The sequence below is a fragment of the Amycolatopsis sp. DSM 110486 genome, assembly GCF_019468465.1.
In the GTDB taxonomy this organism is placed as follows: domain Bacteria; phylum Actinomycetota; class Actinomycetes; order Mycobacteriales; family Pseudonocardiaceae; genus Amycolatopsis.
In genome coordinates this window covers 6157723-6177508 of the sequence record NZ_CP080519.1, presented here as the reverse complement: position 1 = coordinate 6177508, position 19786 = coordinate 6157723, and the positions used below count along the sequence as shown (strand labels likewise).

General features: G+C 70.9%; 18 protein-coding genes. 7 read left to right on the top strand and 11 right to left on the bottom strand.

The features are described 5' to 3' along the window. Positions 1-55: 55 nt before the first annotated feature. Entirely contained in the window at positions 56-688 is a 633-nt protein-coding gene (locus tag K1T34_RS29985) for a TetR/AcrR family transcriptional regulator (RefSeq protein WP_220238114.1), read from the top strand. Here the strand turns inward: K1T34_RS29985 and K1T34_RS29980 are convergent. From K1T34_RS29980 to K1T34_RS29965, 4 genes are all read right to left on the bottom strand, one after another. After that, positions 654-1184: a ferritin-like domain-containing protein gene (locus K1T34_RS29980; RefSeq protein WP_255637677.1), complete on the bottom strand. Its 531-nt coding sequence runs from the start codon at positions 1182-1184 to the stop codon at positions 654-656. The genes K1T34_RS29985 and K1T34_RS29980 overlap by 35 nt on opposite strands. A gap of 327 nt (positions 1185-1511) precedes the next feature. Continuing rightward, positions 1512-4328, bottom strand: coding sequence for a vitamin B12-dependent ribonucleotide reductase (locus tag K1T34_RS29975; RefSeq protein ID WP_220238113.1), 2817 nt, complete (start codon positions 4326-4328; stop codon positions 1512-1514). A 39-nt stretch (positions 4329-4367) separates the two neighbouring features. Further along, positions 4368-4859, bottom strand: a complete 492-nt coding sequence (gene nrdR, locus K1T34_RS29970) for a transcriptional regulator NrdR (protein ID WP_220238112.1) — start codon at positions 4857-4859, stop codon at positions 4368-4370. Between the two features lie 308 nt (positions 4860-5167). Continuing rightward, positions 5168-5671: a LysM peptidoglycan-binding domain-containing protein gene (locus K1T34_RS29965; protein WP_220238111.1), complete on the bottom strand. Its 504-nt coding sequence runs from the start codon at positions 5669-5671 to the stop codon at positions 5168-5170. 331 nt (positions 5672-6002) lie between these two features. On the opposite strand from K1T34_RS29965, the gene lexA reads away from it, so the two are divergent. Beyond that, on the top strand, positions 6003-6719 hold the full coding sequence (lexA, locus tag K1T34_RS29960; RefSeq protein ID WP_220238110.1) for a transcriptional repressor LexA: 717 nt from the start codon (positions 6003-6005) through the stop codon (positions 6717-6719). A 289-nt stretch (positions 6720-7008) separates the two neighbouring features. On the opposite strand, the gene K1T34_RS29955 is transcribed toward lexA, so the two are convergent. Genes K1T34_RS29955 through K1T34_RS29945 form a run of 3 tightly spaced genes read right to left on the bottom strand, consistent with a single transcriptional unit; the run spans position 7009 to position 10067 of the window. Next, a complete protein-coding gene (locus K1T34_RS29955; protein WP_220238109.1) occupies positions 7009-8034 on the bottom strand; it encodes an esterase-like activity of phytase family protein in 1026 nt (341 codons plus the stop codon). A gap of 53 nt (positions 8035-8087) precedes the next feature. Continuing rightward, positions 8088-9521, bottom strand: coding sequence for a GTPase HflX (hflX, locus tag K1T34_RS29950; RefSeq protein WP_220238108.1), 1434 nt, complete (start codon positions 9519-9521; stop codon positions 8088-8090). A gap of 42 nt (positions 9522-9563) precedes the next feature. Next, on the bottom strand, positions 9564-10067 hold the full coding sequence (locus K1T34_RS29945) for a transcriptional regulator (RefSeq protein ID WP_220238107.1): 504 nt from the start codon (positions 10065-10067) through the stop codon (positions 9564-9566). Between the two features lie 63 nt (positions 10068-10130). On the opposite strand from K1T34_RS29945, the gene K1T34_RS29940 reads away from it, so the two are divergent. Both K1T34_RS29940 and valS read left to right on the top strand, forming a co-directional pair. Beyond that, positions 10131-11384 carry an MFS transporter gene (locus K1T34_RS29940; RefSeq protein WP_220238106.1) on the top strand — a complete coding sequence of 418 codons (1254 nt, stop codon included), beginning with the start codon at positions 10131-10133 and terminating at the stop codon, positions 11382-11384. A 10-nt stretch (positions 11385-11394) separates the two neighbouring features. Next, entirely contained in the window at positions 11395-13926 is a 2532-nt protein-coding gene (gene valS, locus K1T34_RS29935) for a valine--tRNA ligase (RefSeq protein WP_220238105.1), read from the top strand. 22 nt (positions 13927-13948) lie between these two features. Here the strand turns inward: valS and dapF are convergent, their stop codons facing one another. Together dapF and miaA are read right to left on the bottom strand one after the other, a co-directional pair. Further along, entirely contained in the window at positions 13949-14776 is an 828-nt protein-coding gene (dapF, locus tag K1T34_RS29930) for a diaminopimelate epimerase (protein ID WP_220238104.1), read from the bottom strand. A gap of 10 nt (positions 14777-14786) precedes the next feature. Continuing rightward, the gene (gene miaA, locus K1T34_RS29925; protein WP_255637676.1) at positions 14787-15707 is read right to left on the bottom strand and encodes a tRNA (adenosine(37)-N6)-dimethylallyltransferase MiaA; all 921 of its coding nucleotides are present in this window, start codon (positions 15705-15707) and stop codon (positions 14787-14789) included. 218 nt (positions 15708-15925) lie between these two features. Between miaA and K1T34_RS29920 the strand changes: the two genes are divergently transcribed. Next, a complete protein-coding gene (locus tag K1T34_RS29920; protein WP_220238103.1) occupies positions 15926-17239 on the top strand; it encodes a DUF349 domain-containing protein in 1314 nt (437 codons plus the stop codon). 93 nt (positions 17240-17332) lie between these two features. On the opposite strand, the gene K1T34_RS29915 is transcribed toward K1T34_RS29920, so the two are convergent. Together K1T34_RS29915 and miaB are read right to left on the bottom strand one after the other, a co-directional pair. Further along, positions 17333-17809 carry a hypothetical protein gene (locus tag K1T34_RS29915; protein ID WP_220238102.1) on the bottom strand — a complete coding sequence of 159 codons (477 nt, stop codon included), beginning with the start codon at positions 17807-17809 and terminating at the stop codon, positions 17333-17335. Continuing rightward, positions 17806-19293 carry a tRNA (N6-isopentenyl adenosine(37)-C2)-methylthiotransferase MiaB gene (gene miaB / locus K1T34_RS29910; RefSeq protein WP_220238101.1) on the bottom strand — a complete coding sequence of 496 codons (1488 nt, stop codon included), beginning with the start codon at positions 19291-19293 and terminating at the stop codon, positions 17806-17808. The genes K1T34_RS29915 and miaB overlap by 4 nt, the downstream gene beginning before the upstream one ends. Before the next feature lie 130 nt (positions 19294-19423). Between miaB and K1T34_RS53580 the strand changes: the two genes are divergently transcribed. Continuing rightward, complete coding sequence (locus K1T34_RS53580) at positions 19424-19714, top strand: YwqG family protein (RefSeq protein WP_255637675.1); 291 nt, start codon at positions 19424-19426, stop codon at positions 19712-19714. Then, positions 19684-19779, top strand: a complete 96-nt coding sequence (locus K1T34_RS53575) for a DUF1963 domain-containing protein (RefSeq protein WP_370643399.1) — start codon at positions 19684-19686, stop codon at positions 19777-19779. The genes K1T34_RS53580 and K1T34_RS53575 overlap by 31 nt, the downstream gene beginning before the upstream one ends. The last annotated feature ends 7 nt before the right edge of the window (positions 19780-19786 follow it).

Genomic DNA, 19786 nt, shown 5'->3' with positions numbered 1-19786 from the left:
TTCTATCACATCTGTGACATAAACATTGGTATCACAGGTGTGATAGAAAGGTCCAGTGCCCAAGGTCATCGACGGAGAACAACGCCGCGCGGACATCGCGGACGCCGTGCTGCGCCTGGCCGCGCGCGACGGCTTGCCGGCCGTGTCGCTGCGCTCGGTGGCCGCGGAGTCCGGCCTGAACATCGGCTCCGTCCGCCACTACTTCGACGGCCAGCGCGACCTCATGCGCTTCGCCATGCGCTCGACGATCGACCGCGTCACCGCCCGCCTGGAGCGCCGCCGCGTCTCGTTGCGGCCCCTTTCGGAGCTGACACCCGACGAGGCGGCCTCACAACTGACCGACTTCCTGGCCGAACTGCTCCCCCTCGACGCCCCCCGCCGTGCCGAAGCCACGGTGCTGGTGGAGTTCCTGGTCGCGGCCCGCGTGGACACCGACCTGACCGCCTTGGCCCACGAGGCTCTGCGAGGCACGCTGGCTTTGGCCCGCCGCATCATCGAGGCCATGCGCTTGCCGGCTTCCGCGGCCGACCTGGAAGCCGAGCGCTTGGCCGCTCTGCTGGACGGCCTCACGTTCCGCTCGGCCCTCCAACCGGACGCGACCACGCCCCAGGTCTGCCGCGACGTCCTGCGAGCGCACCTCGCTTCGCTGGGGGTCAGAGCAGACCCCGCGGCCGCGCCCGACGCGTGAACGGCCTCGTCGCGACCAGACACGTCCGTCCATCGTGGACTTCCACGACCACCTGCTCGAACCGCCCCAGCACCCCCGCCGCGAACGCGAGCCGCGTGACACCGAGCGCCCCCAACGCCTTGCCATGATCGATTGTGACGGCCGCCAACGCCCCCAGCAACAGAATCCGCCACGCGCCGGCGACGAGTTTTCCCTTTGCCCCGGGGAAAGCTCCTCTGAGCTGATCACAGTGGAACGGCACATGCCGCTCCTCATCCGCCAAAATCCTCGCCGCGACTTCCCTCGTGAGCGGATCCCCGGTGCCATCCCTCAGCGCCCGGTAGTAGCTCAGCGCCACCACTTCGGCGATCAACAGCACCATCAACTCCAGCCTGAGCCCGAGCGCTCGCCTGAGCCAGACGAACACGGTGTCCGACCAGTGGTTGTGGATCGTCGCACTCCCCGCGGCCCTGAGGAGTTCGGACAGCAGCCGCGCGTGGTTCTGCTCCTCGGCCACGAACAACTCGACGGCGGGCCGAAACCGCGGGTCCGCCTTGGCGATCAGGTTGGCCCCGTCCCCCGACTCCCCCACCTGGAACCGCTGCACGCTCCGCACCACCACGGGGTCCAGCCGCGCCCCACGCCCCCACTCCGGCTCCGGCCGCACTCGCCGCCGCTGTGCTTCTTCCCTGAACTCCCTAAGCCACTCCACGCGCCCGATGCTGTCGCACCGATGTGACCCCCAGCGGGAGGACGTGTGGAGATCCTGTGCGGAAATCCGGTCGCCGGCAAAGCAAAGCGGGGAGCCGGAAACCCGGCTCCCCGCTTCACCACTTCAAGACAATCAGCTACAACCCGACGTAGCTCCACACCCTTCACAGGCATAACACGACCCCGCAGGCCGCATCTTCGTGCCGCACGTCATGCACAACGGCGCGTCCGCGGCTTTGCCGAGGTGGAGTTCCATCAGTTCGGCCGTGGAGTGCGCGTCCGGGGCCGCCGGGGTGGGCGGGGCGGCCGGGGTGGTCGCGGAGGCCGGGGAGGAGTCGACGCTGGTGCGCAGGGCTTCGAGGTCCATGCCGCCGTAGTTGGATTCCACTTCGGCCGAGCGTTCGTCGGCGGTGAAGATGCCGAGTTGCGAGCGCTTCTCGTACGGCAGGTAGTCGAGGGCCAGGCGGCGGAAGAGGTAGTCCATCACGCTGGTGGCGATGCGGATGTCCGGGTCGTCCGTCATGCCGGCCGGTTCGAAGCGCAGGTTGGAGAACTTCGAGACGTAGAACTCCAGCGGGATGCCGTGCTGCAGGCCCACGGAGATCGACATCGAGAAGGCGTCCATCACGCCCGCCAGCGTCGAACCCTGCTTGCCGAGCTTGACGAAGATCTCGCCGAGGCCGTCGTCCGGGTAGGAGCCCGCGTGGAGGTAGCCCTCGGCGCCGCCGACGGTGAACGACACCGTCTGGCTCGGGCGCTTCTTCGGCAGGCGGCGGCGCACCGGGCGGTACTCCACGACCTTCTCCGGCTCCGGCTCGGCTTCCTTCTTCTTCGCCGTGGACAGCGGCTGGCCGACCTTGCAGTTGTCGCGGTAGATCGCCAGCGCCTTGAGCCCCAGCTTCCAGCCCTGGAAGTAGATCTCCTCGACCTCTTCGACGGTCGCCGTCTCCGGCATGTTCACCGTCTTCGAGATCGCGCCCGACAGGAACGGCTGCACCGCGGCCATCATCCGCACGTGGCCCATCGGCGCGATGGAGCGCTCGCCCACAGCGCAGTCGAAGACCTCGTAGTGCTCGGGACGCAGGCCCGGCGCGTCGACGACGTGGCCGTGCTGCGCCACGTACTCGACGATCGCCTCCACCTGCTCGTCCTGGTAGCCCAGCACCCGCAGCGCGCGCGGCACGGTCTGGTTCACGATCTGCATCGACCCGCCGCCGACGAGCTTCTTGAACTTCACCAGCGAGAAGTCCGGCTCGATGCCCGTGGTGTCGCAGTCCATCATGAAGCCGATGGTGCCGGTGGGCGCGAGCACCGAGGCCTGCGCGTTGCGCCAGCCGTGGCGCGTGCCGAGCTCGACGCCGCGCTGCCACTCCTCGGTGGCCAGCGCGCGGACGGCCGCGTCGTTGGAGTGGTAGGTGCGGACCAGCTCGTTGGCCGCGGCGTGCTTGCGCATCACGCGCTGGTGCGCCTCGGCGTTGCGCGCATAACCCTCGTACGCGCCGACGACCTTGGCCATCTCCGCCGAGCGGCGGTACGACACACCGGTCATGAGCGACGTGATCGCGCCGGCGAGCGCGCGGCCGCCTTCGGAGTCGTACGCGTGGCCCAGCGCCATCAGCAGCGCGCCGAGGTTGGCGTACCCGATGCCCAGCTGGCGGAACTTGCGCGTGGTGTCGGCGATCGGCTCGGTCGGGAAGTCAGCGAAGCAGATGGAGATGTCCATCGCCGTGATCACGAACTCCACGGCCTTCGCGAACAGCGGCGCGTCGAACGTGCCGTCGTCGGCCACGAACTTCAGCAGGTTCAGCGACGCGAGGTTGCAGCTGGAGTTGTCGAGGTGCATGTACTCGCTGCACGGGTTCGACGCGCTGATGCGGCCGGACTCCGGGCAGGTGTGCCAGTCGTTGATCGTGCCGTCGTACTGCACGCCCGGGTCGGCGCACTCCCACGCGGCCTGCGCCATGGTGCGGAACAGCTTCTTCGCGTCGGTGCGCTCGATGACCTCGCCGGTGAGGCGGGCGCGCAGCCCGAACTCCGTGCCGTTCTCCACGGCCTGCATGAACTCGTCGGACACGCGCACGGAGTTGTTGGCGTTCTGGTACTGCACCGACGCGATGTCCGCGCCGGAGAGGTCCATGTCGAACCCGGCGTCGCGGAGGACCTTGATCTTCTCCTCTTCGCGCGCCTTGGTCTGGATGAACTCCTCGATGTCGGGGTGGTCGACGTCGAGCACGACCATCTTCGCCGCGCGCCGCGTGGCGCCGCCGGACTTGATGGTGCCCGCGGACGCGTCGGCGCCGCGCATGAACGAAACCGGGCCGGACGCGGTGCCGCCGGAGGTGAGCAGCTCCTTCGAGGAGCGGATGCGGGAGAGGTTGAGGCCCGCGCCGGAGCCGCCCTTGAAGATCAGGCCCTCCTCGCGGTACCAGTTCAGGATCGACTCCATCGTGTCGTCGACCGACAGGATGAAGCACGCCGAGACCTGCTGCTTCGAGGACGTGCCGACGTTGAACCAGACGGGCGAGTTGAAGCTGAAGACCTGGTGCAGCAGCATCCAGGTGAGCTCGTGCTCGAAGATCTCCAGGTCGCCTGCACCGGCGAAGTAGCCGTAGTCCGCGGCGGCCTTCACGTACGTCTTCACCACGCGGTCGATGAGCTGCTTGAGGCTGCTCTCGCGCTGCGGGGAGCCGACGGCGCCGCGGAAGTACTTGCTGGTGACGATGTTGGTGGCGTTCACCGACCAGAACTCGGGGAACTCGACGCCCCGCTGCTCGAAGTTGACGCTGCCGTCGCGCCAGTTGGTCATCACGACATCGCGCTTCTCCCACACGACGTCGTCGTACGGGTGCACGCCTTCGGTCGTGAAGACCCGCTTGACGGCCAGACCACCACTGGCCTTCTTCTTGCTCCGGCCGGCGGCCGCCGCGCCGGTTCCCACGGTTTCGGTCATCGGGTCTCGTCCCTCGCTCCCGCGCGGCGCAGGCGACACTCAGTCGTCTCCGGCGCGCTCGCTTCCTTCTTCCGCGGCAGTACCCGCCATGGCTTCCCGCAGGTCAGCGATCTCCTTCTCGAAGTCCTCGACCGAGGAGAACGAGCGGTAGACGCTGGCGAACCGGAGGTAGGCGACCCCGTCGAGCTCCCGCAAGGGACCGAGGATGGCCAGACCGACCTCGTGGCTCGGGATCTCCGCCAGACCGGCGGAGCGGATCGACTCCTCCACGCGCTGCGCGAGCTTCTGCAGCGCGTCGTCGTCGACCGGCCGGCCCTGACAGGCCCGCCGCACGCCGTTGACGACCTTGTCCCGGCTGAACTGCTCGGTGACGCCGGACCGCTTGACGACGGCGAGCACCATCGTCTCCGACGTGGTGAAGCGCCGGCCGCACTGCGCGCACGAGCGCCGCCGCCGGATCGCCTGTCCTTCATCCACCTCTCGGGAGTCGACGACCCGAGAGTCCGCATGCCGGCAGAACGGGCACCTCATCCGCCGATCACCTTCCCCTCCGCGCCGGCCGAGTCCATCCACGCCGGCCCCTGCCGCCACGCTACGGCCTGGACCACGATCACCCCGCACGGACCCGCGCCTGGTGATCGACTTGTGGACAACCGGTGGGTGAACACCGCCCAGCTGTGGACAACTGGTCTCCAGTCTACCCCTACCTGTGGACCAACTACAGCGGTGTAACTACCAGATGTAGGGGTTGACCATAGATTGCCCGGACGGCCCACGCAAGCGACACAAGCGGGTGAACAAGGCACCGATCCGTGGCGCGATCGAGCGCATCCCGACGGTCACGAACCGAACCCGGCCACCTCCGACGCGACCGGCACGGTGAGCGGCAATCCCGGCACGAGGACGGCGTCGTCGAGGTGGTTGAGCTGTTTGATGCGCTCGACCACAGCGCCCTGGTCCGAGTCGGGTGCGAACCGGGCGGCGATCGCGGTGAGCGTGTCGCCCTGCTGCACGGACACCGACGCCGTGCGCTCGGGCACCGCGCCACCCGGCGTGCCGGACCCGAAAACACCCAGAACGGTGACCACCAGACAGGCGGCGACGGCGATCGCGGCGAGCCACGGCCACCGGACGGCGGGCCGACGCGCCTGGGCGCACGTGGCCGGCGCTATGCGAGGCCCAACGACCACCCGGGCGCGCGTCGGCGGCCGCAGCGGCTCGCCACGGCGCTCGCGCGTGCCGCGAACGGGTGCGGCGGGACCCGAGGGAACCCGAGCCGGGGCGGCGGCCTGCCGGGCGGGCCGGAGCGGGCGGACGATCCCGCGGTCTGCCAGAATCGACATGGCGAACCTCCTTCTGACCTGCTGATCGGTTCGATCCGAGCCCGGTCCGGTGCTCTCACCGGCGACAATGCGGTTCAGGTCGAACAGGCGTTCTATCGAACGTCCGTGCGAAGGTCTACCACCCCGCACCGACAAAATCGAGAGGACACGGCGTGTCGATCGAACAGATGTTTGAAATCGTCACGCTCGGTGGGCTAACGTCGGTGACCAGGACATCTGCCGGGCAGATGTCGCCGGCGAGGGCACCCGCGTCCGCGGGAGCCGGCCGGCGCACGCGGGAACGCGCGGGATGCCGGCGAGGCGACCGCGAACGGCTGGGAGGCGACACACAGTGGCGAAGGAGAGCAAGGCGGGCACCACGCCCGGTGGCTCGGGGAAGGTGACGGCCCTGCCCGAGGTCTACGACGTGGACGAGACGCTGACCGTGCGGCAACAGCAGGTGCTGGACGTGATTCGCACCTGGGTGGCCCGGTTCGGCTACCCGCCGAGCGTCCGCGAGATCGGCGAGGCCGTGGGGCTCACGTCGACCTCGTCGGTGTCCCACCAGCTGAAGGCGTTGCAGCGCAAGGGTTACCTGCGCCGCGACGCGAACCGGCCGCGGGCCGTGGGCGTCCTCTCGACGACGGACGACAACCCGATGGGCATCGACATCGACCAGCAGCCGTCCATGCCGAAGGCGGCGTACGTGCCGCTGGTCGGCCGGATCGCGGCCGGAGGCCCGGTGCTGGCCGAGCAGGCGATCGAGGACGTCTTCCCGCTGCCGCGCGAGATCGTCGGCGAGGGTGAGCTCTTCCTGCTCAGCGTCACCGGCGACTCGATGATCGACGCCGCGATCACCGACGGCGACTGGGTCGTGGTCCGCCAGCAGCCCGCCGCGGAGAACGGCGACATCGTGGCCGCCATGATCGACGGCGAAGCCACGGTGAAGACGTTCAAGCGCAAGGACGGCCACGTCTGGCTGATGCCGCACAACGAGGCGTACGAGCCGATCCCCGGCGACGACGCCACCATCCTCGGCAAGGTCGTCGCAGTCCTGCGGCGCCTCTAGACCCGGGAGCCCACCCACGCGGCCGCGGGCCGGCGACGAGGATGCCCGGCCTCGATCGTCCCCGCGCCGCGGGCGGGAGCTTCCCGGTGTCCGGTGTGGACGGTGCCGTGCGGTCCGCTGCGTGGTCCGTGTGCTGAGTGGTCCGTGTGCTGAGTGGTCTTGCGTTGTGGTCTTCCCGCTGTGCGCGCCGCGCCCCGGTTGCCTCCCCGGAGCGGACCTCAACGGTCAGAACTCAGCGATCAGGACTCGGCTGTCAGAAAATCGGCGGTCAGAAATCGGCGGTCAGAACTCAGCGGCGCGGGCGGCGACGCAGCCGGCTGAGCAGGAACCAGCCGATCAGCACCACGACCACCGCGATGCCGACCACCGGCAGCAGCGGCAAGCCGGACGAGTCGTCCGAGCCGCCGGTCGCGCCGGAAGCGGCGGGCTTGGCCGCTTCACGCTGCGGCGCGGCGGCACCCGCCACCAGAGCCGTCGCGTTTTTCACCGCTCGGATGGGCTGGCCGACACCCTCACCGCCCGACAGCAGCGTGCCGTCGGGTTCGAAGGCGAGCGCTTCGCCCTGCTTCTCGTTCGGCAGCGGGATCCGCACGGGGTTGCGTTTGAGCGCCTCGAGCACGTCGCCGTCCGGGGCCGGGTACAGGTACGCGTCGGTGTAGGTGCGCAGGGCCACGACGCTGCCGTCGGCACTGGTGGCACCACCCGTGACCAGCACGGATCCGAACGCGCCCACCGGCCCGCCCACCGTGTCGGTGTCGTGGATGGTCAGCGAACCGACCTTCTCCAGCTTCGTCGGCCCCGGCGTGGCCAAAGGACCGGTCGGCCGGTAGACAGCCGCGTCACCAAGCACTTCCTTGGTGATCAGGTACGGCGTGCCCGACCGGTCGAGCAGCAGGGCCTCGGTGTCGTGCGGCCCGTCGGGATAGGTCAGGCGGTGCAGCGTCACGCTGCCGCCCGAAGGTTTCATCTCCATGAGCGCCACGGTCGTGCGCTTGTGGCTGTTGTCGCCGGTGTCCGAGAGCCACAGGGTGCCGTCGGCCGAGCGCGCGAGGTCCTCGACGTCGTACGGGTCGGTGCTCGCGGAGAGCACCTTCTGCACCTTGCACGAGTGGTCGAGGACGAAGACCTGCACTTTCGTGCCGCCGTCGTTGATCGCGTACCAGTGCTCGCCGTCGGAGACGAGGCCGGAGAGCTCCCCCAGCCGCGAGTCGGTGACCTTGCACAGCGATTCGGGCGCCGGTGGCGGCGCCGCGGCAGCAGCGGGCACAGCGCCCAGCACCAGCAAAACCGCCGTCACCGCGAGGACGACCCGCACCAGCTCACCTCCGTAGTGTGCGGCCGGGTCCGGCCGCACACTACGGAAGACGTTCAGAGCGCCGAGGAGTTGGTTTCGTACCGGCGCAAAGCCGCCGCGAGGTCCGGGTGGACCCGCACGAGGAGCCTCGTACCGTCGGCGACGTGCTCCTCCTCGAGCACCTCGCCGTCCGAGTGGGCGCGGGCCACGAGCTCGCCCCGCGAGTACGGGACCAGCGCCTCGACCACGACCTGCGGCCGCGGCAGCCGGTCGGCGAGCACCTCGGCCAGCTCCGGAATACCGGCGCCGGTCCGGGCGGACACCAGCACGGAACCCGCCAGCTGGTGGCGCAGTCGCGCCAGCGTGACCTGGTCGGCCGCGTCGGCCTTGTTGATCACGAGCAGCTCGGGCGGCAGCGGCTCCTTGCGGGTGCGGGTGATCTCGCCGAGCACCTCGCGCACGGCGTTCACCTGCTCCTCGGGCGCCGGGTCGGCCCCGTCGACGACGTGCAGCAGCAGGTCGGCGTCGGCCGCCTCCTCCAGCGTCGAGCGGAACGCGTCCACCAGCTGGTGCGGCAGGTGCCGCACGAACCCGACGGTGTCGGTGAGGGTGAACGTGCGCCCGTCGGCCGTCTGGGCCCGGCGCGTGGTCGGGTCCAGGGTGGCGAACAGTGCGTCCTCCACCAGCACGCCCGCGCCGGTCAGCGCGTTGAGCAGGCTCGACTTGCCGGCGTTGGTGTAGCCGACGATGGCCACGCTGGGCACCTCGTTGGCCACGCGCCGGCCGCGCTTGGTCTCGCGGATCGTGTCCATCGCCGCGATCTCGCGGCGCAGCTTCGCGACGCGCTTGTTGATCCGCCGGCGGTCGGTCTCGAGCTTCGTCTCACCGGGACCGCGTAGGCCCACACCGCCGTTGGCGCCACCGGCGCGACCACCGGCCTGCCTGGACAGCGACGCACCCCAACCGCGAAGCCGCGGGATGAGGTACTGCAGCTGGGCCAGCTCGACCTGGGCCTTGCCCTCCTTGGATCGGGCGTGCTGCGCGAAGATGTCGAGGATCAGGGCGGTCCGGTCGATCACCTTGACCTTGACCTTCTCCTCGAGCTGACGCAGCTGGCCGGGCGAGAGCTCGCCGTCGCAGATCACCGTGTCGGCGCCGGTCGCCACGACCACGTCGCGCAGCTCCCGCACCTTGCCGGAGCCGACGTAGGTCGCCGGGTCGGGCTTGGCGCGCCGCTGGACGAGGCCCTCGAGCACCTCGGAACCGGCGGTCTCGGCCAGCCTCGCCAGCTCGGCGAGGGAGGCTTCCGACTGCTCGGCGGTGCCTTCGGTCCACACGCCGACCAGCACGACGCGCTCCAGCCGCAGCTGGCGGTATTCGACCTCGGTGACGTCTGTGAGTTCGGTCGACAGGCCTGCGACGCGGCGGAGCGAGGCGCGGTCCTCGAGCTCCATCTCACCGGTCGACGGGTCGTCGTCGTACAGGTCTTCGTGTGTCAGTTCTGTCATCGTGCCTCCATGCTCCCACGATTCGGCGCGGGAGCCGAGTGATTACCTGCTGGGATAGATCGATACGTAGATGGCGGTGCGTTCGGCGCCGGCCTGGGCGGGCCGTTCGCGGAACTCCTCGAGCAGCTGCGTGAGCCGATCCTTGAACTCGGCGACCTCGGCCGGCGCGACCTGGAAGACGAGCCGGCTGGAGTCGACCTCGGCGGCGTCGGCCTCCCCCATCTCGGCGAGGTAGGCCTCGAGCATGGCCTGGCCGACGGACGCGACCGCCGTGCCGTTGTCGAGCTGCCAGGACAGGCCGGTGGAGCGGTACGGGATCTCCTTGGCGCCGCGAGCGCCGCGGCGCTCTTCCAGCGGCGTGAGAAAACCCGTCTCGACCAGGCGCCGCACGTGGTGCAGCGTGGTGGCCGGGTCGCGGCCGAGCCGCTCGGCCAGCTCTTTGTTGGTCATCGCCTCGAAGGAGGTCAACCGGATGATGCGCAGGCGTATTCCGGACGCGAGCGCGGCGGCCTCGGCCTCCGTCGAAGGGCGTCGTGGGGTCGGCACCCGAACAGCCTAGGCACGACAAAGTGATTGACACTTTCCAATCACTCGCCAACACTCTATCGGGTGAATCGGGACTCCCTCCTCTTCCACGCCGACTTCCGCCGGCTGTTCGCCGGCGACACGGCGAGCCAGCTCGGCACTTTTGTCGGCGTCACGGCGATCCCGCTGCTGGCGGCGGTGACGCTCGCGGCGACCCCGTTCGAGATGGGTCTGCTGACCACGGCCGAGACGCTGGGCTTCCTGCTGATCGGCCTGCCGGCGGGTGTGTGGGTGGACCGGTTGCGCAAGCGGCCGGTGATGCTCGCGGCCGACCTGGCCCGCGCGGCGCTGATCCTGAGCATCCCGCTGACGTGGTGGGCGGGCGGGCTGACGATGGTCCAGCTGATCGTGGTCGTGCTGTTCGTGGGCATCGGCACGGTGTTCTTCGACGTCTCCTACCAGGCCTACCTGCCCGCGCTCGTGGGCCGCGACCGGTTGCTGGAGGGCAACGCGAAGCTGCAGGGTGTGCAGTCCTCGGCCCAGATCGCGGGGCCGAGCGCCGCGGGTGTGCTGGTGCAGTTCGTCGGCGCGGCGAGCACGGTGCTGGTCACCGGTCTCGGCTACCTCGCCTCCGCGTTGTGCCTCTGGCGGATCCGCACGGTCGAGCAGTTGCCCGAGAAGACCGGGCACGAACGCCTGGTGCCGCAAATGCTCGAAGGCCTGAAGTTCGTGTTCACCGACAAGCCGCTGCGCGCCATCGTCGCCTGCACCGCCACCGCGAACCTGTTCGGCGCCGCCGCGCAGGCCGTGCAGGTGCTGTTCCTGACGCGCACGGCCGGGCTCCCGCCCGCGGCGGTCGGCGGGCTGCTGGCCGTCGGCGGCATCGGCGGGATCCTCGGCGCGCTGTTCGCCGGCGCGATCATCCGGCGCGTCGGGCAGGCGCGCTCGATCTGGCTCCTGCCGATGCTCGTGTGGCCGGGCAACCTCCTCGTGCCGCTCGCGGGGCCCGGCTGGCGCGTGCCGCTCGCCGGTTTCGGCCTGGCGCTGGCCGGGTTCGGCGTGATCCTCTACAACGTCGCGCAGGTCTCCTACCGCCAGGCGATCACCCCCGACCGGCTGCTGGGCCGGATGAACGCGAGCGTGCGGTTCGTCGTGTGGGGCACGATGCCGCTCGGCGGGCTGCTGGGCGGCGCGCTCGGCGAGGGGCTCGGGCTCACCGGCGCGCTGTGGACCGCCGTGATCGGCCAGCTCGCCGCGGCGCTGTGGGTGGTCTGCTCGCCGCTGCGGCACATGCGTGACCTGCCGGTGGGCGAGAAAGCGGTGGCGGCGCCCGCCTAGAGTCTGGTTCATGAACGTTACCCCGGAGCCCAGCCCTCGTGTCCCGGACAAGGTCGGTGTCGACGGCCTGGAGGACAAGTGGGTAGCGGTATGGGAGCGGGACGGCGTCCACACCTTCGACCGCACGAAGCCGCGCGAAGAGATCTACTCGATCGACACGCCGCCACTCACGGCGAGCGGTTCGCTGCACATCGGGCACGTGTTCTCCTACACGCACACCGACGTCCTCGCGCGCTACCAGCGCATGCGCGGGCGTGAGGTGTTCTACCCCGTCGGCTGGGACGACAACGGCCTGCCCACCGAGCGCCGCGTGCAGAACCACTACGGCGTGCGCTGCGAGCCGGCCCTGCCCTACGACCCGTCGTTCACGCCGCCGGCCAAGCCCGGCAAGGACGTGATCCCGGTGTCGCGCCGCAACTTCGTCGAGCTGTGCCGCACGCTGTCCGAACAGGACGAGAAGGTCTTCGAGGACGTCTGGCGCCGCGTCGGGCTGTCGGTGGACTGGACGCTGGCGTACCAGACCATCGACCCGGCCACCACGGAGATCTCCCAGCGCGCCTTCCTGCGCAACCTCGCGCGCGGCGAGGCCTACCAGGCCGAGGCGCCGACGTTGTGGGACACCACGTTCCGCACCGCCGTCGCGCAGGCCGAGCTGGAGGACCGCGAGCGGCCCGGCGCGTACCACGACCTCGTGTTCCGCACGGGCGAAGACGCCGAGGTGCTGATCTCCACCACGCGGCCGGAGCTGCTGCCCGCGTGCGTCGCGCTCGTGGCCCACCCGGACGACGAGCGGTACCGCGACCTCGTCGGGAAAACGGTGCGCACGCCCGTGTTCGGCGTCGAGGTGCCGGTGCACGCGCACCACCTCGCCGATCCCGAGAAGGGCACCGGCATCGCGATGGTCTGCACCTTCGGCGACACCACCGACGTCACGTGGTGGCGCGCGCTGCGGCTGGAAACCCGACCCGTGCTCGGCCGCGACGGGCGGTTCCTGCCCGAGCCGCCGCGCGGGGTGCCCGCCGAGGCGTACGCCCCGCTGGCCGGCAAGACCGTCCACACGGGACGCCAGCTCCTCGTCGAGGCGCTGCGGGCCGACGGGTCGCTGCGCGGTGAGCCGCGGGCGATCACGCACGCGGTGAAGTTCTACGAGAAGGGCGACCGGCCGCTCGAGATCGTCACGAGCCGCCAGTGGTACCTCACCAACGGCGGGCGCGACGAAGAGCTGCGCGCGAAGCTGCTCGAACGCGGCGGCGAGCTCAACTGGGTGCCGCCGCACATGGAGGTCCGCTTCCGCGCCTGGACCGAGGGCCTCACGTCCGACTGGCTCGTGAGCCGTCAGCGGTTCTTCGGCGTGCCGATTCCGGTCTGGTACCCGCTCGACGAGCACGGCGAGCCCGACCACGAAGCCGTGCTGGTGGCTTCGGACTCGGCCCTGCCCGTGGACCCGAGCACCGACGTGCCGCCGGGCTACACCGAGGACCAGCGCGGGAAGCCGGGCGGGTTCGCGGGCGAGGTGGACGTGATGGACACGTGGGCCACGTCGTCGCTCACGCCGCAGATCGCCGGGCGCTGGAGCCTCGACGACGACCTGTTCCGCCGCGTGTTCCCGTACTCGCTGCGGCCGCAGGCGCACGAGATCATCCGCACCTGGTTGTTCTCCACGACGGTGCGGGCCGAGCTGGAAGAGCACGTGCTGCCGTGGCGCGACGCCGTGATCTCCGGCTGGGTGCTCGACCCGGACCGCAAGAAGATGTCGAAGTCCGCGGGCAACGTCGTCACGCCCGCGGCGCTGCTGGACCAGTTCGGGCCCGACGCCGTGCGCTACTGGGCGGCGAGCGCACGCCCCGGCGTCGACACGGCCGAGGACCAGGGCCAGATGAAGGTCGGGCGGCGCCTGGCGACGAAGCTGCTCAACGTGAGCCGGTTCGTGCTCGGGCTCGGCCTGCCCACGCCGGGCGCTTCCGTGACGGAACCGCTGGACCGGTCGGTGCTCGCCGCGCTCGCGCGCGTGGTCACCGAGGCGACGGCGGCGTTCGAAGGCCTGGACCAGGCGCGGGCGCTGCAGATCACGGAGACGTTCTTCTGGACCTTCTGCGACGACTACGTCGAGCTGGTCAAGGCCCGCGCGTACGGCGATCGCGGCGAGGCGGCCGCGGACTCGGCCCGCGCGGCGCTGACGACCGCGCTTTCGGTGCTGGTGCGACTGTTCGCGCCGGTGCTGCCTTACACGGCCGAGGAGGTCTGGTCGTGGTGGCAGGCGGGTTCGGTGCACCGCGCGCCGTGGCCGGAGGCGCCGGGGGTCGACGGTGACGTCGCCCTGCTGCCGCTGGCCGGCTCGGTGATCGCGGCCGTGCGGCGGGCCAAGACGGACGCGAAGGTGTCGATGCGCTCGGCCGTCGAAACCCTGACGGTGAGCGCGTCCGACGAACTGCTCAGCGAGTTCGCCGCGGTGTCGGACGATGTGCGCGCGGCCGGGGTGATCTCCGCCGTGACCACTCGTCCGGGTGACGGCGAGCTGGCTGTCGAGGTGACGGTGGTCTGACGCGTTGCTGCCGGGGCGTGGCTCACGCCCCGGCGGCGGCCCACCAGGCTTCGTCGAGCTCGCCGCGCGCGACGATCTCCGCCGGACCGGTGAGCGTGGCGGCGCCACGTTCGACGGTCACGACCACGCGGCCGCCGAGGATGTCCACAGTGGACTCCCCCGTGTCGGTGCCGGCGAGGTGCAGCGCGGCGGCGACGGCGGCCACCGTGCCGGTGCCGCACGAGCGCGTCTCCCCCACGCCGCGCTCGTGGACGCGCATGCGCAGCGCGCCCTCGCCGAGCAGGTTCACGAACTCGAGGTTCACGCCGGTCGGGAACACGTCGTGGTCGAAGTCGGGCTGGTCGCGCAGGTCGAGGTCGGCGACGTCGTCGTCGAGCACGGAAACCAGGTGCGGGTTGCCGACGTCCACGGCCACGCCGGAGAACGGGCTCCCTGCCACCACCGTGACGGAGGTGCCGGTGATCGTCGCCGGGCCCATGCCCACCGTCACGGAGCGGTCGGGGTGGACCACCACCGGCCGGTCGCCCGCGCGGGTGCCGATGGTGAAGCGGCCGTCGCCCGCCAGGCCGGCGTCGACGAGGTAGCGGGCGAACACGCGCACGCCGTTGCCGCACATCTCGGCGATCGAGCCGTCGGCGTTGCGGTAGTCCATGAACCACTCGCCCTCGGACGCCTCGCCCAGCGCGTTGGCACGCACCACGCGCAGCACACCGTCGGCGCCCAGGCCGCGCCGGCGGTCGCACAGCGCCGCCACGCGCTCCGCCGTGAGGTCGAGGCGGCCGGACGCGTCGGGCAGCAGCACGAAGTCGTTCTGCGTGCCGTGGCCCTTGAGAAACTCGATGCCGCCCATGGGGACAAGATTACTGGGCCAGGGCGTCGTGCACGCGCGCGGCCAGGTCGGGGGAAGCGCCGTCGAACCACTGGATGCGCTTGTCGCGGCGGAACCAGGAGCGTTGCCGCCGGACGAAGCGGCGGGTGGCCTGTGCGGTCGCCGCGGCGGCCGCCGCGAAGTCGCCTTCGCCGTCGAACTCGGCGAGCACCTGCTGGTAGCCCAGCGCCCGGGACGCCGTCTTGCCGTCGCGCAGGCCGCGGGCTTCGAGCTCGCGCACCTCGTCGACGAGCCCGGCCTCGAACATGCGCGCCACGCGCAGGTCGACGCGCTCGTCGAGCTCCGCGGCTTCGCGGTCGATGCCGATCAGCACCGTGCCGTAGCGGGCGGGGCCGGGCTTGGGCAGGTTCGCGGAGAAGGGCTCTCCGGTGAGCTCCATGACCTCCAGCGCGCGCACGATCCGGCGGGTGTTCGTGGGCAGGATGGCGGCGGCCGCCACGGGGTCTTTTTCGGCCAGCCGCGCGTAGAGGGTCGCCGTGCCGCGTTCGGTGGCCTCGGCTTCGAGCCGGGCCCGGATGGCGGGGTCGGTGCCGGGGAACTTCAGGTCGTCGAGCACGGCCTGCACGTAGAGGCCCGAGCCGCCGGTCAGGACGGGCACGCGGCCGACGGCGAGGAGATCTTCGATTACGCGGCGGGCGTCGCGCTGGTAGGCGGCGACGGACGCGGTCTCGGTGACGTCGAGGACGTCGAGCAGGTGGTGGGGCACGCCGCGCCGCTCGGCTTCGGTGGCCTTGGCCGTGCCGAGGTCCATGCCGCGGTAGAGCTGGAGCGCGTCGGCGTTCACGACCTCACCGCCGAGGGCGAGGGCGAGCTCCACGGCCAGCGCCGTCTTCCCGGTGGCCGTGGGACCGACGACGGCCACCGGACGAGGCGGCTGAGCAGGGCTGATCACGCTGGCCGAGGGTACCTGGACGGGGTGGACCGCCGACACGGAGCGTCAAGGAGAAGTAGGATCACTGGCTTCAGGTGGCTCATCCAGTACCACAGCAGGCGCTGAGCTGCTTGAATGCCGCTGGGGCCCCATGCCCCCGGAAGCACCACCGCGTAACCCGGCCCCGCAGCACGCGGGGCGCCCGCACCAGCGGGCGTACAGGCGATAAGGAGCCTGCGATGGCCCAGGAGAACACGTCCAGCGGCACCCCGGCACCGCACCCGGTGCCCCACGCGCCCGGCAGCGCCCAGACCGCACCTCCGGTGCCGGCCGCCGAGCCCAGCCCGTCCACCTGGGGCCGGGTCGACGCCGAGGGCACCGTCTTCGTTTTCACCGCCGACGGCGAGCGCGCGGTCGGGGTCTGGCAGGCGGGCACGCCCGACGAGGGGCTGCTGCACTACGCCCGCCGCTTCGATGACGTGCGCACCGAGGTCGAGCTGCTGGAAACGCGGCTGAGTTCGGGCGTCGGCGACCCGAAGCACGCGCTGTCGAACGCCACGCAGATCCGCGACGGGCTGGCCGAGTCGGCGGTGGTCGGTGACCTCGCCGCGCTGGCCGCGCGCGTCGAGTACGTGATAGCCGCCGCCGAGAAGGCGCTGGGCAAGGTCAAGCAGGAGCGCGAGGAGGCCCGCGCGGCCGCCGTTTCGCGCAAGCAGGAGCTGGCCGAGGAGGCGGAGAAGATCGCCGCCGACTCGACCCAGTGGAAGGTCGCGGGCGACCGGCTGCGCACGATCCTGGACGAGTGGAAGACCGTCAAGGGCGTCGACCGCAAGACCGACGACGAGCTGTGGAAGCGGTTCTCCAAGGCCCGCGAGGCGTTCAACCGCCGCCGCGGCTCGCACTTCGCGGAGCTGGACAAGCAGCGCGCGAGCGCCAAGCACCGCAAGGAAGAGCTCATCACCGAGGCCGAGTCGCTCGCCGAGTCCGACGACTGGGGCGCCACCGCCGGCCGCTACAAGGAGCTCATGGCCGAGTGGCGCGCGGCCGGCCGCGCACCCAAGGACAGCGACGAGGCACTGTGGCAGCGCTTCCGCGCGGCCCAGGACGCCTTCTTCGCCCGCCGCTCGGCGGTGTTCACCGAGCGCGACACCGAGTTCGCCGGCAACGCCGCCCGCAAGGAAGAGCTGCTGGTCGAGGCGGAGAAGATCGACGTCGCCGCCAACCTCGACGCCGCCAAGTCCGCGCTGCGCCGCATCCAGGAACAGTGGGACGAGATCGGCAAGGTCCCGCGCGAACGCATCCGCGAGCTCGACGGCCGGCTCAAGACGGTCCAGGACTCCGTCAAGTCCGCCGAGGACAGCCGCTGGCGCCGCACCGACCCGGAGGCCCAGGCCCGCGCCGCCCAGTTCCGCGAGCGCGTCGAACAGTTCGAGTCGCAGGCCGCCAAGGCCCGCGCCGCGGGCGACGAGCGCCGCGCCCGCAAGGCCGACGAGCAGGCCGCCCAGTGGCGCGAGTGGATGGAAGCGGCGGAGGCCGCTGTGGCGGACCGCTGATCGCTGGTTCTTCGACGAGGGCCGCTCCCGGATTTCCACCGGGGGCGGCCCTTTTCGATCGTTCGGGTGGGTTGTGGTCGCGATGGGTGAACCTCAAGCCCGCGAGAAAGCCGTCCTCATCCACATCGTCGCCAGGACGATCGTGGCGATCCACGCGACGATCATCCCGATCCCCGGCCCGCCGCCGACGGCGCCGTTCGCGTGGGCCGACTGCTGGGACCACACCGACAGCAGCCCGTCCACCGAGGCGAACCAGCCGCCGGCCGCGCAGCACCAGGCGACCCACCAGCGGCGCGTGGCCACGCCCACCGCACCGGCGAGGACGCCGATGCCCGTGGACGTCGCGGCGAACAGCTGCGGGATGCCGCCGCCGGCGCCTTGGAGGACTTGGTAGCCCGCGTGGTCGCCGACCCACGGCAGGAACTGCGCCACGAGCAGCACGACGATGAACACGGCGATGTAGAAGCCGCGGCGGCCCAGCTCGACCGTGCGGGACGCGCGCGCTCCCGCCTGGTCGATCTGGTCGGTCAGCTCCTCGTCGACCTCGGCCGGCGTTCCTGGCTCGCTCACAGCGCACACCCACTCACCGGGGCCGGCTCGACGGCCGGGGCTCCGAAGCCCGGCAGTCCCAGCGTGACCCCGCTCGTCTTGGGCCGAAGACCGGCTTCGGCGTTGTCGCCCGCCGTGGTGCGGCGGTGCGTCAGGAGATCGCCGTCGGCGACCAGGTGGTGCGGGGCGCCGTAGGTGATCACCGTCTCGACGACGTCGCCCGGGCGCACCGCACGGTCCACAACGGACCCGGCGGGCGTGAAGTGCACGAGCCGCCCGTCGCGGGCGCGGCCGCTCATGCGGTGCGTCTCGGCGTCCTTGCGGCCCTCGCCCGCGGCCACGAGCAGCTCGACCTTGGTTCCGACCAGCTTCTTGTTCTCCGCCCAGGAGATCTCGTTCTGCAGCTGCACGAGCCGGTCGTAGCGCTCCTGCACGACCTCCTTCGGCAGCTGGTCGGCCATCGTCGCGGCCGGCGTGCCGGGGCGCTTCGAGTACTGGAACGTGAACGCGCTGGAGAACCGCGCCTCGCTCACCACGTCGAGCGTCGCCTGGAAGTCTTCTTCGGTCTCGCCGGGGAAGCCGACGATGATGTCCGTGGTGATGGCCGCGTCGGGCATCGCCGCGCGCACCTCGTCGAGGATTTTCAGGTAGCGCCCGGAGCGGTACGAACGCCGCATCTCGCGCAGCACCCGGTCCGAACCCGATTGCAGCGGCATGTGCAGCTGGTGGCAGACGTTGGCGGTCTCGGCCATCGCGTCGATCACGTCGGAGGTGAACGCCGCCGGATGCGGCGAGGTGAACCGCACGCGCTCCAGGCCGCTGATCCCGCCGGTCGCGCGCAGCAGCTTGCCGAACGCCAGCCGGTCGCCGAACTCGACGCCGTAGGAGTTCACGTTCTGCCCCAGCAGCGTCACCTCCAGCACACCCTCGGCCACGAGCGCCTCGACCTCGGCGAGGATCTCGCCCGGGCGGCGGTCGCGTTCCTTGCCCCGCAATGACGGCACGATGCAGAACGTGCAGGTGTTGTTGCACCCCACCGAAACCGACACCCAGCTCGCGTACGACGACTCGCGACGCGCGGGCAGCGTGGAGGGGAACGTCTCGAGCGACTCGAGGATCTCCACCTCGGCCTCGGCGTTGTGCCGGGCGCGCTCCAGCAGCGTCGGCAGCGAGCCGATGTTGTGCGTGCCGAACACGACGTCGACCCACGGGGCGCGCTTGACGATGTCCCCGCGGTCTTTCTGCGCCAGGCACCCGCCGACCGCGATCTGCATGTCGGGGTTGGCGATCTTGTCCGGGCGCAGGTGGCCCAGGGTGCCGTACAGCTTGTTGTCCGCGTTCTCGCGCACCGCGCAGGTGTTGAACACGACCAGGTCCGGCTTCGCCTCCGCGCTCGCGGGGACGTACCCGGCCTCCTCGAGCTGACCGGCGAGCCGTTCCGAGTCGTGCACGTTCATCTGGCAGCCGAAGGTGCGGATCTGGAAGGTCTTGCGATTCTCGGTCATCAGGTAGCCAGGGTAACCCCCGCCGACCTCGGTGAAGACGCCGCCCACCTGGTTGAACACGGTCCCGGCCGGATCTCGCTCCGCTCGTCCCGCGCGCGGTTTTTGTCGGTGTGCGCTGCATGATCCCTCCGTGACCGCATGGAGAGAGCGCCTCACGGCCATCGCCCGTGAGCACCTGCCCGCCGACGCCGTCGACGCGTGGCTGGGGCTGCTGCGCCCCGGTGTGCACCTCATCGCGGAACTGGACGGGGCCGCCGTGGGGCAGTTGGGTGGCGACCCGGTCGCCGTGATGGCGCTCGGCGGCGGCCGCCGCAACCCCGCGCTGGCCGAGGAAGGCGCGAGCTGGGTGCTGCTCGCCCAGTTCGACAGCGACGACGACGTCGACATGATGTGGGCGACGTCGGCACGATCTACTGGGTGATCCGGTCCGACGACCTCGCGGCGGGGAGGTTCGACGCGGCCCGGTTCACGATGCAGTGCACCTGAGCCGCGA